Origin of the sequence: Nocardioides halotolerans DSM 19273, assembly GCF_000422805.1 — a bacterium.
In the GTDB taxonomy this organism is placed as follows: domain Bacteria; phylum Actinomycetota; class Actinomycetes; order Propionibacteriales; family Nocardioidaceae; genus Nocardioides; species Nocardioides halotolerans.
Genome location: NZ_KE383923.1, coordinates 513,295 through 526,778 on the forward strand (window position 1 = coordinate 513,295; position 13,484 = coordinate 526,778).

General features: G+C 71.2%; 10 protein-coding genes. 4 read left to right on the forward strand and 6 right to left on the reverse strand.

All coding sequences use genetic code 11. From position 1 onward, the window contains the following. Nucleotides 1–42 precede the first annotated feature (42 nt). On the reverse strand, nucleotides 43–1,923 hold the full coding sequence (locus tag G514_RS0117315) for an ABC transporter ATP-binding protein (protein ID WP_028652784.1): 1,881 nt from the start codon (nucleotides 1,921–1,923) through the stop codon (nucleotides 43–45). Further along, nucleotides 1,920–3,698 (reverse strand): ABC transporter ATP-binding protein, encoded by a 1,779-nt coding sequence (locus G514_RS0117320; RefSeq protein WP_028652785.1) that lies wholly within the window; start codon nucleotides 3,696–3,698, stop codon nucleotides 1,920–1,922. The genes G514_RS0117315 and G514_RS0117320 overlap by 4 nt, the downstream gene beginning before the upstream one ends. A gap of 95 nt (nucleotides 3,699–3,793) precedes the next feature. On the opposite strand from G514_RS0117320, the gene G514_RS0117325 reads away from it, so the two are divergent. Continuing rightward, nucleotides 3,794–4,255, forward strand: coding sequence for a VOC family protein (locus tag G514_RS0117325; protein ID WP_028652786.1), 462 nt, complete (start codon nucleotides 3,794–3,796; stop codon nucleotides 4,253–4,255). Between the two features lie 44 nt (nucleotides 4,256–4,299). Here G514_RS0117325 and G514_RS0117330 read toward each other — a convergent pair whose 3' ends face one another. Continuing rightward, nucleotides 4,300–9,222, reverse strand: a complete 4,923-nt coding sequence (locus G514_RS0117330; RefSeq protein WP_028652787.1) for an NAD-glutamate dehydrogenase — start codon at nucleotides 9,220–9,222, stop codon at nucleotides 4,300–4,302. Between the two features lie 55 nt (nucleotides 9,223–9,277). Continuing rightward, the gene (locus G514_RS0117335; protein ID WP_028652788.1) at nucleotides 9,278–10,111 is read right to left on the reverse strand and encodes a tryptophan 2,3-dioxygenase family protein; all 834 of its coding nucleotides are present in this window, start codon (nucleotides 10,109–10,111) and stop codon (nucleotides 9,278–9,280) included. A 66-nt stretch (nucleotides 10,112–10,177) separates the two neighbouring features. On the opposite strand from G514_RS0117335, the gene G514_RS0117340 reads away from it, so the two are divergent. From G514_RS0117340 to G514_RS0117350, 3 genes are read left to right on the forward strand one after another with little or no spacing between them, the layout of a single operon-like run. Continuing rightward, nucleotides 10,178–10,657, forward strand: coding sequence for a DUF2505 domain-containing protein (locus G514_RS0117340; protein WP_028652789.1), 480 nt, complete (start codon nucleotides 10,178–10,180; stop codon nucleotides 10,655–10,657). A 1-nt stretch (nucleotide 10,658) separates the two neighbouring features. After that, nucleotides 10,659–11,141, forward strand: coding sequence for a DUF2505 domain-containing protein (locus G514_RS0117345; RefSeq protein ID WP_028652790.1), 483 nt, complete (start codon nucleotides 10,659–10,661; stop codon nucleotides 11,139–11,141). A 17-nt stretch (nucleotides 11,142–11,158) separates the two neighbouring features. Beyond that, nucleotides 11,159–11,695: a hypothetical protein gene (locus G514_RS0117350; RefSeq protein ID WP_028652791.1), complete on the forward strand. Its 537-nt coding sequence runs from the start codon at nucleotides 11,159–11,161 to the stop codon at nucleotides 11,693–11,695. Nucleotides 11,696–11,698: 3 nt separating this feature from the next. Here the strand turns inward: G514_RS0117350 and G514_RS30445 are convergent, their stop codons facing one another. Both G514_RS30445 and pruA read right to left on the reverse strand, forming a co-directional pair. Then, a complete protein-coding gene (locus G514_RS30445) occupies nucleotides 11,699–11,857 on the reverse strand; it encodes a hypothetical protein (RefSeq protein ID WP_157544934.1) in 159 nt (52 codons plus the stop codon). Next, nucleotides 11,854–13,482, reverse strand: a complete 1,629-nt coding sequence (gene pruA, locus G514_RS0117360) for an L-glutamate gamma-semialdehyde dehydrogenase (RefSeq protein ID WP_028652792.1) — start codon at nucleotides 13,480–13,482, stop codon at nucleotides 11,854–11,856. The genes G514_RS30445 and pruA overlap by 4 nt, the downstream gene beginning before the upstream one ends. Nucleotides 13,483–13,484: the final 2 nt, after the last annotated feature.

Here is a 13,484-nt window from a genome sequence, read left to right on the forward strand (position 1 = left end):
CGCCCGATCCAACCAGCCGGTGCCGCCGGCCCACGACGGCGGTCACGCCAGCGACTCGAGCCACGCCTCGTGCAGCTCGGAGTAGCGGCCGCCGCCACCGGCGACCAGGTCGGCGGGGGCGCCGTCCTCGACGATCCGGCCGTGCTCCATGACGAGCACCCGGTCGGCGATCTCGACCGTGGAGAGGCGGTGGGCGATGATCACGGCGGTCCGGCCGGCGAGGACGGTGCGGAGGGCCTGCTGGACGAGCCGCTCGGAGGGTACGTCGAGCGAGGACGTCGCCTCGTCGAGGATGAGCACGGCGGGGTCGGCGAGGAACGCGCGGGCGAACGCCACGAGCTGCCGCTGGCCCGCGGAGAGCCTGCCGCCGGAGTTGGCGACGTCGGTGTCGTAGCCGTCGGGCATCGCGCTGATGAAGTCGTGCGCGCCGAGCGCCGTGGTGGCCGCGACGACCTCGTCGAAGGTCGCGTCGGGGCGCCCGAAGCGGATGTTGTCGGCGATGGTGCCGGAGAACAGGTAGTTCTCCTGGGTGACCATCACGACGGCGTCGCGCAGGTCGTCGGTGCGCAGGTCGCGCAGGTCGGTGCCGTCGAGCAGGACCCGTCCCGCGGTGGGGTCGTAGAAGCGGGTGGCCAGCTTGGCGAGCGTGGTCTTGCCGGCGCCCGTCGTGCCGACCAGCGCGAGGGTCTGCCCGGCGGGGACCGTGAGGTCGAGGTCGGGCAGCACGGGGCGGCCGGCGACGTACTCGAAGGCCACGTGGTCGAAGCGCAGCTCACCGCCCACGCCCCCGCTCAGCTCGACCGGATCGGTCGGCTCGGGCACGGAGGGCTCCTCGTCGAGCACGCCGGCGAGCTTGTCGAGAGCGGCCGAGGCCGACTGGAAGGTGTTGTAGAACTGCGAGATCTCCATCATCGGCTCGAAGAACTGCCGCAGGTAGAGCAGGAACGCCGCGAGCACGCCGACGGTGACGTCGCCGTGGTAGGCGCGGTAGCCGCCGTAGAGCAGCACGACGCCGATCGTGACATTGCCGATCAGCCGGATGCCGGGCATGAACCACGCGACGAGGCGGAACGCGACGAGGTTGGCGCGGCGGTACTGGTCGTTGACGTCGTCGAAGATCTCCTGGTTGCGCGGCTCGCGGCGGAACGCCTGCACCGCGCGGATGCCGCCCATCGACTCGACGAAGTGGACGATGACCAGCGCGACCTTCTCGCGGGTGACCTTGTAGGACTTCGCGGACTCGCGGCGGAACCACATCGTGAGCCAGGCGAGGAACGGCCCGCACGTCAGCGCCACGAGCCCGAGCTTGACGTCGAGGAACAGCAGCAGCCCGGCGGTGCCGACCAGGGTCAGCGCGGCGGTGACCAGCCCGTCGAAGCCGGTCTCGAGCATCTCGTAGATCGCGTCGACGTCGGACGTCTGCCGCGAGATCACCCGCCCGGAGGTGTAGCCGTCGTGGAAGGCCGGGCTGAGCGCCTGGAAGTGGCGGAACACCCGGCGCCGGATCTCGAAGAGGATGTCCTGGCCGATCTGGCCCGACCGCACGAGGAACAGCTGCCGCGCCAGGGCCTGGGTAATCGTGGCGACCAGCACGATGCCGACGATCACGAGCAGCGGCTCGAGGTCGTCGTGCTCCCGGATCGGCGGGATGCCGGTGTCGATGCCCTCCTTGACGAGGTAGGGGATCGCGAGCCGCGCGGCGTTCTCGAGCACCACGATGCCGATCAGCACCTGGATCGCCCGCTTGTAGGGCGCCAGCAGCTCGCGGAGCAGCCGCTTGGAGCCCCCGCCGAGCGTGCCGGCGGTCATTCGCTCGGCGGCCTCGTCGGCGTCGACCTCGGCGAGCCCGCGCCAGGAGGTGGTCTCGTCGACCGGGACCTCCGGTGGTGTCTCCGGTGGGATCTCCGGTGTCTCGGTCGTCACGCGGGCACCTCGTCCTCGAGGACGGGCAGGTCGGCGTCGGAGCCGAGCAGGTCGCGGTAGGCGGGCACGGTGGCCAGCAGCTCGCGGTGGTCGCCGACGTGGGTGATCCGGCCGTCCTGGAGCAGCGCGACCCGGTCGGCCAGGAGCACCGTCGAGGCGCGGTGGGCGACGATCAGCCCGGTCGTGTCGGCCAGCACCCTCTGCAGCGCCTCCTCGACGAGCTTCTCGGTGTGGACGTCGAGGGCGGAGAGGGTGTCGTCGAGCACGAGGATCTTCGGCTGCGCGAGAACGGCGCGGGCCAGCGCGAGCCGCTGCCGCTGGCCGCCGGAGAGCGAGAGCCCCTGCTCGCCGACCCTCGTGTCGAGGCCCCACGGCAGGTCGTGGACGAAGTCGGCCTGGGCGACGTCGAGGGCCTGCTCGACCTCGGCGTCGGTCGCGTCGGCGCGGCCGAGCGTGAGGTTCTCGCGGGCACTCATCGAGAACAGCGTCGGCTCCTCGAACGCCGTCGCGACGAGCGAGCGCAGGTGGCCGAGGTCGAGCTCGCGGACGTCGACGCCGTCGATGGTGACCCGGCCGCCGGTGACGTCGAAGAGCCGCGGGACCAGGGCGGTCAGCACGGTCTTGCCGGAGCCGGTGGCCCCGACCAGCGCGACGGTCTCGCCGGGCCGGATCTCGAGGTCGACCCCGCGCAGGACCGGCTCGTCGCTGTCGGGGAACGCGAACTCGACGCCCTCGAAGCGCAGGTGCCCGCGGGGCTCGGCGATGGTCTGGGTGCCGCCGACGATGTCGGGCTCGATGTCGAAGATCTCGAGGATGCGGGCGCTCGACGTCATCGCCTCCTGGGCCATCGCCAGGATCACCCCGAGCGAGGCGACCGGCCACACCAGCGAGAGCAGCAGCGTGATGAACGCGACGAGCTCGCCGGGCGTGAGCAGCCCCTTGCCGACGCCGATCGCGCCGGAGAGCAGCACGATCACCACCGCACAGTTGGGGATGACCTCGAGGAAGGTGAAGAACCGGGCCGAGAGCCGGACCTTGTCCATCGAGGTGGCGTAGAGCGTGCGCGCCGCGGCTTCGTACTGCTCCGAGACGTGCTCGGAGCGGCCGAACGACTTGATGACGCGGATGCCGACCGCACCTTCCTCGGCGCGGGTGGCCAGGTCGCCCTGCTCGTCCTGGACCCGCCGGGAGACGACGACGTAGGCCTTCTCGAAGCGCATCGAGAGCCAGACCACGGGCACCGTGGTCGCCGCGACCACCAGCCCGAGCGGCCAGTAGAGGTGCAGCAGCACGCCGGTGACGACGGTGACCTGGAGGATGTTGAGCACCAGGAACAGCAGCCCGAAGCCGGCGAACCGGCGGATCGACGACAGGTCCTGGGTCGCGCGCGAGAGCAGCTGGCCGGACTCCCACCTGGTGTGGAAGCTCATCGGCAGCTCCTGGAGCCGCTCGTAGAGGTCGTGCCGGATCTCGGTCTCCAGGCCCAGGACGGCGTTGGACTGCACCCAGCGCCGGACCCAGATCAGGAAGGCCTCGAGCACCCCCAGCCCGAGGGCGAGCAGCCCGAGCGGGAGCAGCGCGCCGAGGTCGCGGTCGGTGATCGGGCCGTCGATGATCGCCTTGGTCACCAGCGGGATGGTGATCGTGAGCCCGACGGCGGCGACCGCGGCGGCGGCCATGATCGACAGCGCGGCGACGTGCGGGCGGAGGTATCCCCGGAGGCGCCACAGCGAATGGATCCCCGCAGGCGGGTCGGCGGCCTCGGGAGTTGTCATCATCAACGATGTTAGGACCGGCCGCCGACAGGGGCTAATCGATATCTGGTGCTTACCTGGCACCGGCTGTCGGTGGCCTCCGGCAGGCTGTCGGGATGACCGAGACACAGCCCTACACCGTCCAGGTCGTCGTCGACTGCGCCGACCCCCACCCGCTCGCCGACTGGTGGGCCGAGGCCCTCGGGTGGCAGGTGGAGCCGCAGGACCCCGACTTCATCCAGTCGATGGTCGACCAGGGGTTCGCCACCGCCGAGCAGACCACCCACCACCGCGGCAACCTCGTCTGGGCCGTCGGCGCGGCGATCAACCACCCCGACGGCAGCGACCGGGCGCCCCGCATCCTGTTCCAGAAGGTGCCGGAGCCCAAGACGGTCAAGAACCGCCTCCACCTCGACCTGCGCAGCACCGCCGAGCCCAGCCCGGCCGAGCGCGACCGGCTGGTGGCCCTCGGCGCGACCGAGGTCGGCAGCGGCACCCAGGGTCCGCACATCGCCTGGGTCGTGCTCGCCGACCCCGAGGGCAACGAGCTCTGCCTGCCGATGCCGCCACCCGCCTGAGCAGCGGCTGCCCTCACGCCGTCCCTGGCCACCAGGGGGTTGGCTCAGCCGGCGAGCAGCCCCCGCACGACCCGCAGGCCCACGGACATCCTGGCCAGGTCGCCGTCGTCGTCGGCGCAGATCTGCTCGAGGGTCTCGGTGGCGCGGCGGGCCAGCTCGGCCTCGCTGGCCTCCCACGCGGCAATGCGGGCCGGCCCGGCGTCGTCCGGCGAGGTGGTGCGCAGCACCTGCGCGGTCAGCGCCGTGTGCACGGCGTGCAGGTCGTCGCGCAGCGAGGCCCGCGCCATCGTCTGCCACTTGTCCGCGCGCGGGAGCGCGACGATCCGCTGCAGCAGCACCGGCAGCCCGAGCCGCTCGCCGAGCGCGAAGTGCACCCGCGCGACGTCCTCGGGCGAGAGCTCCTCGCCCCACTCCGAGGAGCGCTGGGCGACCTCGACCAGCCCGAGCAGCATGTACGCCGGCTCGAGCACCGCCACCCGTCGGGCGAGGTCCTCCGGGACCCCACGACGCTCGTAGCCCGCCTGCCGCTCCTGGAACGCCTCGAGCTCGCGCCCTGTCATGAGCTCGGGCAGCCGCCCCATCGTCGCCTGCACCGGCCCGGCGAAGGCGTCGACGGTGGCCTGGCTGGCCATCGGCGGCCGGCGGTTGTTGACCAGCCACCGCGACGCCCGCTCGACCAGGGTGCGCATCTGGATCCGCATCGAGGTCTGCACCCGCGCGTCGATCTTGTTGTCGTAGGACTTCAGCTCGTCGCGCAGCGGCAGTGACGCGTAGATCTCGCGCGCCACGAAGTTGGCCCGGGTGAGGTCGGCGATGGTGGCCCCGGTCTCGTCGGCCAGCCGCGGCCAGTAGGTCATGCCGGCACCGTTGACGAGGTCGTTGACGACCTGGGTCACGATGATCTCGCGGCGCAGCGGGTGGGCCTCGATGTGCGACCGGAACCGCTCGCGCATCGGCGTCGGGAAGTACGCCTTCAGGTCGAGGTCGAGGTACGGGTCGTCGGGGAGGTCACCGGCCAGCAGCTCCTCGGCCAGCACGATCTTGGTCCACGCGAGCAGCACGGCGAGCTCGGGCGGGGTGAGCCCCTGGCCGCGGTCGAGGCGGCGCCGGACCGCCCGGCGCGACGGCAGGCCCTCGATCTCTCGGTCGAGGGTGCCGGCCTGCTCGAGGCGGCGCATGAAGTCCTCGTGCACGTGCAGCAGCGAGGGCGCGTGGGCCACGGCGTTCGCGATCGCGAGGTTCTGCTCGTAGTTGTCGCGCAGCACGAGGTCCGCGACCTCGTCGGTCATCTCGGCCAGCAGGCTGTTGCGCTGCTTGGCGGTGAGGTCGCCGTCCTTGACCACGCGATCGAGCAGGATCTTGATGTTGACCTCGTGGTCGGAGGTGTCCACGCCGGCCGAGTTGTCGATGAAGTCGGTGTTGATCCGCCCCCCCTCCTCGTTCGCGCCTCCGGCATCGCCGCCGCTCAGCACGTACTCGATGCGGCCGGCCTGGGTGAGGCCGAGGTTGCCGCCCTCCCCCACGCACCGCGCCCGCAGCTCCGAGCCGTTGATCCGGATGGCGTCGTTGGCCTTGTCGCCCACGTCGGCGTGGCTCTCGCCCTCGCCCTTGACGTAGGTGCCGATGCCGCCGTTCCAGAGCAGGTCGACGGGCGCCTTGAGGATCGCCTTCATCAGCTCGGCCGGCGTCATGGTCTGCACCGACTCGTCGATGCCGAGGGCGCCGCGCACGGCGTCGTTGAGCGGCACCTTCTTCAGCGAGCGCGAGTAGACCCCGCCACCCTCGGAGATCAGGCTCTTGTCGTAGTCCTGCCAGCTCGAGCGCGGCAGGTCGAAGAGCCGCCGCCGCTCGGCGTACGACGCCGCCGGGTCCGGTGCGGGGTCGAGGAAGATGTCGCGGTGGTCGAACGCCGCGACCAGCCTCGTGGTCTCGGAGCACAGCAGCCCGTTGCCGAACACGTCGCCGCTCATGTCGCCGATGCCGACCGCGGTGAACTCCTCGGTCTGGCAGTCGATCCCGCGCTCGCGGAAGTGCCGCTGCACCGAGACCCACGCGCCGCGAGCGGTGATGCCCATCGCCTTGTGGTCGTAGCCGACCGAACCGCCACTGGCGAACGCGTCGCCCAGCCAGAACCCGTAGTCCCGCGAGACGCCGTTGGCGATGTCCGAGAACGTCGCCGTGCCCTTGTCCGCGGCGACCACGAGGTAGGAGTCGTCGCCGTCGTGGCGGCGGACGCCCTTCGGCGGCACGGTCTCGCCGTCGACGAGGTTGTCGGTGATGTCGAGCAGGCCGCAGATGAAGGTCTTGTAGCAGGCGACCCCCTCGGCCAGCCACGCGTCGCGGTTGCCCGGGTCGGGGAGCTGCTTGCAGAAGAACCCGCCCTTGGCGCCGACCGGCACGATCACCGTGTTCTTCACCATCTGCGCCTTGACCAGGCCCAGCACCTCGGTGCGGAAGTCGTCGCGGCGGTCCGACCAGCGCAGGCCTCCGCGCGCCACCGGGCCGAAGCGCAGGTGCACGCCCTCGACCCGCGGTGAGTAGACGAAGATCTCGAACTTCGGCCGCGGCTGCGGCAGGTCGGGGATCGACGAGGGCTCGAGCTTGAAGGACATGTAGGCGTGCGGACCGCCGCCGGCACCCTCGTCGGGCCGGGCCTCCTGGAAGTAGTTGGTGCGCAGCGTCGCCTTGATGTGGGTGAGGTAGGACCGCAGGATCCGGTCGTGGTCGAGGCTGGCCACGTCGTCGAGCGCCGCGAGGATGCGCTTCTCGATGCGCTCCTCCTCCTGGGGTTCGTCGCGCTCGGGGTCGAACCTCGCCTCGAACAGCGCGACGAGCAGCCGCGTCAGGTCGACGTTCCCGCGCAGCGCGCCCTCGATGTAGTCCTGCGCGAAGGGGCTGTTGCCCTGGCGCATGTACTTCGCGTAGGCGCGCAGCACCGTCGCCTGCCGCCAGGTCAGCCCGGCGCCGAGGACCAGCGCGTTGAAGCCGTCGATCTCGTTGTAGCCCTCCCACACCGCCCGAAGGGCGTCCTGGAACAGCTCCCGCGAGCCGCTGGGGAGGCGGTCGCCGTACCGCAGGCCGAACTCGTAGATCATCGACTGCCGCTCGAGGCCCTCGAGCGAGTAGGGACGCTCGTCGAGGACCTCGACGCCCATCGAGGAGAGCATCGGCAGCACCTCGGAGAGCGACAGCGGGACGCCGATGCGGTAGACCTTCAGCCGCGCCTCTCCGGGGCCGGCGTCGAGGTGCTCGTAGAGCGAGAGGTCGAGGCCGCCGTCGTCCGGGCCCTCGGTGCGGATCGCCTCGAGCCGGCCCAGGTCGACCGCAGCGGTGCGGGCCGCGAAGTCCTCCTTGTAGGCCTCGGGGAACGAGTCGGCGTACCGGCGCCCGAGGATGGTGCCGACCTCCTCGCCGTACTCCGCGTTGACGGCCTGCACGAAGTCGTCGCGCCACGAGCGGGACGCCTCGGTCAGGCGGCGCTCGAGGTCGGCCGTGTCGACGTCGGGGATCTCGTCGCCCTTGGGCAGGTGCACGACGAAGTGCACGCGCGCCGTCGTCGACTCGTTGATGCGGACCGTGAAGTCGATGGACTCGCCGTGCAGCTGGTCCTGGAGGATCCGCTCGAAGCGCTCGCGGACGCCCGTGTTGTAGCGGTCGCGGGGCAGGTAGACGAGGACCGAGACGTAGCGGCCGTAGGTGTCGCGGCGGATGAGCATCCGCACCGCACGGCGCTCCCGGGCGCTCATCGCGGCCTCGGTCATGGGCGCGAGCTCGTCGATGGGGGTGTGCAGCAGCTCGTCGCGGGGGTAGGTCTCGAGCGTGTCCATCAGCGCCTTGCCGGCGTGGCTGCGCGGGTCGAAGCCACTGCGCTTGAGGACCTCCTTGGTCTTCTCGCGGATCAGCGGGATCCGCGTCAGGCTCTCGGTGTACGCCGCGCTGGCGAGCAGCCCGAGGAAGCGACGCTCGCCGTCGACCTCGCCGTTCGCGTCGAAGGTCTTCACGCCGACGTAGTCGAGGTAGGCCGGGCGGTGCACGGTCGCGCGGGAGTTGGCCTTGGCCAGCACCAGCAGCGCCTTCTCGCGCGCCTTGTCCGCCACCGCCTCCGGCAGCTTGCCGGACGACTCGGACATGTCGGTGTCGGAGCGCAGGATGCCCAGGCCGGTGCCGGGCATCGCGCGCAGGTGGTCGCCGTCGTCGTGTCGCTCGAGCCTGTACTCCCGGTAGCCGAGGAATGTGAAATGCTCGTTGGCCAGCCACTCGAGCAGCTCGGCGGCCTGCCGGACCTCCTCGGCGTCGAGCGGCGGCGGGCTGCTCCGCAGGTCGGCGACGATGGCCTCGACCTGGGAGTGCATCTTGCCCCAGTCCTCGACCGCCTCGCGGACGTCGCGCAGCACCCGCTGGATGTCCTCGACGATCGCGTCGGGGTCGTCGCCGTCGGGCAGCCGGTCGATCTCGACGTGCATCCACGACTCGCGCACGGCCTCGCCGTCGGGCTCGAGCGCCCCGTCGGACACGGCGCGGACCGACTGGAGGGCGCCGGTGATGTCGCGCACGACGTCGAAGCCCGGGTGGATCACGACGTGCACGTCGCGCAGCTGCCGCGAGAGCTCCATCGTCAGCGAGTCGACGAGGAAGGGCATGTCGTCGACCACGACCTCGACCACGCTGTGCCCGCTGGCCGACCAGCCCTGCTCGGCCAGCGTCGGCGTGGTCACACGCACCCGTGCGGTGCCCTGCGGCCGCTCCAGGGCGAGCTTGTAGTGCGACGCGAAGGCGCCGTAGAGGTCGACGTCGGAGCGCTCGACGAGGTCCTCGGGGGCCACGTGGCGGTAGTAGGCCTTGACCAGCGCGCCGACCTCGTCGTGCGGCGGGCCACCGCTGCCCTTCCCTGCCTGGGCCACGCTGATCGCCTTGTCGACCAGCTCGGCCTTGGACTGCTCTGTCGCCTGGTGCGTCGTCGTTGACACAAGCCCGAGGTTAGTCCCCGCCCGCTTCCCGATCCGTCTGCGGGCCGGGGAAGCTCTAGAGCTCGGAGCGCAGGCCCCAGAGCAGCGGGTAGTAGCGCAGCGGCAGCCGGCCGCGGAGGTACGTCGAGCCGCTCGACCCGCCGGTGCCGGACTTGCTTCCGATCATCCGCTCGACCATGGTCACGTGGCGGGCGCGCCAGTTGGCGGCGAGCTCGTCGTGCTGGAGCAGCGCCTCGCTGACGGCCCAGATGTCGGCGTACTGCGACCGGTCGTGGGCGGCCGTGCGCAGCGACTCGCGGATCTCGTCGTCGGAGCCGGCCGGGAGCCCGCGGGTGCGGAGCACGTCGAGGAACGCGTCCCACAGGGTCGGCTCCTCCAGCCGCTGCCGCAGGCGCGCCTGCTCTGCCTCGGTGAGCCCCTTGAACCGCTGGACGTACGCCGGGTCCTTGGCCCCGGAGAGGAACTCCAGCTCCCGGAACTGCACGGACTGGAAGCCGCTGGCCGGGGCCAGCCGCTGCCGGAACTCGAGGAAGTCCTGGGGGGTCATCGTCTCGAGCACGTCGACCTGGTGCACCAGCACGCGCTCGATGACGTGCATCCGCTGCAGCAGGTGCTGGGCCCACCACAGCTCGCCGTGCGACATCGCGTTGCGCGCGGCGGCCGCCTCGTGGAGCAGCTGCTTGAACCACAGCTCGTAGACCTGGTGGATCGTGATGAACAGCAGCTCGTCGTGAGCGGGCGGGTCGGACTCCAGGTGCTGCGAGTCGAGCAGCGTCGGCAGGCTCAGGTAGCTGCCGTAGGTGAGCTGGGCACCCTGCTCCCCGAACGAGACGAACTGCTCCGACTCCGACTGGGCTCCGGACCGGGCTCCAGACTGCTCCTGCGCCATGTCCTCACCGTAGCCACCGGGCCGGGCGACGCGAGTCGGTGCCGGGCGTCCGCCATGATGGGCGCCATGCGGTTCCGCCACGAGCTGTCCTACGACGCGCCGCCGGAGGCGGTGTACGCCATGCTGGCCGACCCGGACTTCCGGCGGATGTCGGCCGAGGCGATGCAGGTGATCTCGGCCGACGTGCAGCTCGACCGGGGCGACGACGGGTTCACGCTGGTCATCGACCAGCAGCAGAACACCAGGGACCTGCCGGCGTTCACGCGGACCTTCGCGGGCGAGTCGACCCACGTGATCCAGCGCGAGGAGTGGCGCAGCACGTCGGGCGGGACCCTGGTGATCGAGTCGCCGGGCAAGCCGGTCGCGACGTCCGGGACGATCCGGCTGGAGCCGAGCGCGAGGGGTACCACCGAGGTCGTGGAGCTCGACATCACGGTGAAGGTGCCGCTGATCGGCGGGCGGCTCGAGAAGCTCATGGCCCAGAAGGTGGCCGAGGGCATGGACGTGGAGCGCTCGGTCGGCGTCTCCTGGCTGGAGGAGCACTGACATGGCGACCCGACTCACCTACGACCTGACCTACGACGCCCCGCTGACCGCGGTGGGCGAGATGCTGCTCGACCCGGCGTTCCGCGAGCAGGTCTGCGACGCCATCGGAGCGACCCGCAAGGACGTCACGGTCGGCCCCGACGGCGGCGGCATGAAGGTCGTCATCGACATGGTCCAGCCCGCGCATGGGATCCCCGGGTTCGCGAAGAAGTTCGTGGGCGACGACATCCAGCTCGTGCAGACCGAGCACTGGTCCGACATGGAGACCGGCCGCGTCGAGGTCGTCATCCCGGGCAAGCCCGGCCACATGACCGGCACGGTGGCGCTCCGCGAGTCCGGGGGTACGACGACCGAGACCGTGCAGATGGAGATCAAGGTGAACATCCCCCTGGTCGCCGGCAAGATCGAGTCGCTGATCGCCGACCTCCTGCGCAAGGCGCTGAAGGCCGAGAACTCCGTCGGCCGCCAGTACCTCGCCGGCTGACGCCCAGCCGACGACCCGTGGAGATCCCGCTCGCGCGCACGCGCTTCGACCTGTTCGCGGCAGGCGTCCTGGTCGTCTACGCCGCGGTCTTCACGGCGGCGGTCTGGTTCGCGACGGCGGTCCTCGACCTCGGCGACACCGCGCTCCTGGTGGTCCTGGTCGTGCTCGTGGTCGCCTGGGTGTTCTGGTCGGGCCTCTACGTCTTCGGCTGGACCCGGATGCGCAGGGTCGACGTCCCGCTGGCGCTGCGCGGCGACGGCCTCCTCGCGCGCTCGCAGTTCGGCGAGCTCGCGGTGCCGTGGGAGGCCGTGCAGTCCGTCGCGGTCGAGCGCCGGTGGACCGGCCGGCTGCTGCGGGTGCGGCTGGTGCCCTCGACCGACCCGCGGTTCCAGCAGGTCGACCACACGAGGCTCAACGCCAGCATGTTCGAGATCGTGCAGCGCAAGGGCCTGCGCTACTCGCTCCGCGTCCTCGACGTCGACCCCGCCGCGCTGCGCGAGGCGTTCGTCGTCCAGTCCGGTGGGCGCGTCCACGTCGCCCAGACCGGGTCGTAGCACTCAGCCGGGCGGGTCCTCCGAGCCGTCCTCGCGCCGCCGGCGTACGGCGACCACGACGCCGAGCACGATGAACGGGCCGAACGCGAGCAGCAGCGTGAGCACCTTCTCGTAGGGATGCAGCCCACCGAGGTGCATCCCCACGAGCGACAGGTGCGTCATCCCATGTAGGGGTAGCGGTAGTCGGTCGGCGGGACCAGCGTCTCCTTGATCGAGCGGGGCGAGGTCCAGCGCAGGAGGTTGACCGCCGCGCCGGCCTTGTCGTTGGTGCCCGAGGCGCGCCCGCCGCCGAAGGGCTGCTGCCCCACCACCGCGCCCGTCGGCTTGTCGTTGATGTAGAAGTTGCCCGCCGCGAAGCGCAGCTCCTCCTGCGCCCAGGCGATCGCGCGCCGGTCGCGGGCGATGATCGACCCGGTCAGCGCGTACGGTGCGATCCCCTCGAGCTGGCGTGCGACCTTCTCGAAGTCGCCGTCGTCGTAGACGTGCACGACGAGGATCGGGCCGAAGTACTCGGTGGAGAACATCTCGTCGGTCGGGTCGCCGCCCTCGACGACCGTGGGCCGTACGAACCAGCCGACGGAGTCGTCCAGGGTGCCGCCGACCAGCACGTCGAGCTTGCGCGAGCGCTTCGCCCGGTCGACGGCGGCCTTGTGCTTGGCGAACGCCCGGTCGTCGATCACCGCGCCCATGAAGTTGGAGAAGTCGGTGACGTCGCCCATCGAGATCGCCTCGACCTCGCCGAGGAACGAGTCGCGCATCTTGTTCCAGACCGAGCGCGCGACGTAGGCGCGCGACGCGGCCGAGCACTTCTGGCCCTGGAACTCGAACGCGCCGCGGATCAGCGCGGTGCGCACGACGTCGGGGTCGGCGGTCGGGTGCGCGAGCACGAAGTCCTTGCCGCCGGTCTCGCCGACGATCCGGGGGTAGGACCGGTAGCCGGCGATGTTCTCGCCGACGGTGCGCCACAGGTGCTGGAACGTCGGCGTCGACCCGGTGAAGTGGATGCCCGCGAGGTCGGGGTGGGCCAGCGCGACCTGGGAGACCTCGATGCCGTCACCGGGCAGCATGTTGATGACGCCCGGCGGCAGGCCCGCCTCCTCGAGCAGCTCCATGGTCAGCGACGCGGCGAGCTGCTGGGTGGGCGACGGCTTCCAGATGACGGTGTTGCCCATCAGGGCCGGGGCCGTCGGCAGGTTGCCGGCGATCGCGGTGAAGTTGAACGGCGTGATCGCGTAGACGAAGCCCTCGAGCGGCCGGTGGTCGGTGCGGTTCCAGACGCCCGGGCTGTTGGCGATCGGCTGGTCGGTGAGGATCTGCTTGGCGTAGTGGACGTTGTAGCGCCAGAAGTCGATGAGCTCGCACGCCGAGTCGATCTCGGCCTGGAACGCCGTCTTGGACTGACCGAGCATGGTGGCGGCGTTGATCCGCTGCCGCCACGGGCCGGCGAGCAGGTCGGCGGCCTTGAGCAGGACGGCGCAGCGCTCGTCCATGTCGAGCGAGCGCCACCCCGGCGCCGCCTCGGTCGCGGCCTTGATCGCCGCGCGGGTGTCGGCCTGGGTCGCGCCCTTGAACCGGCCCAGCACGTGCTGGTGGTCGTGCGGCTGCACGACCTTGAACTCCGGCCCGCCGCCGGCCTTACGCCGGCCGCCGATGTGCGCCTTGAGGTCCTTCTCGCGGCGCTCGAGCTTCTCGACCTCCACGAGCAGGGCCTCCCGTTCGGGGCTGCCGGGCGCGTAGGTCAGGTTCGGCTCGTTGGTGGGAGCCGGCGGAAAGGTGATCGCGTCCATGG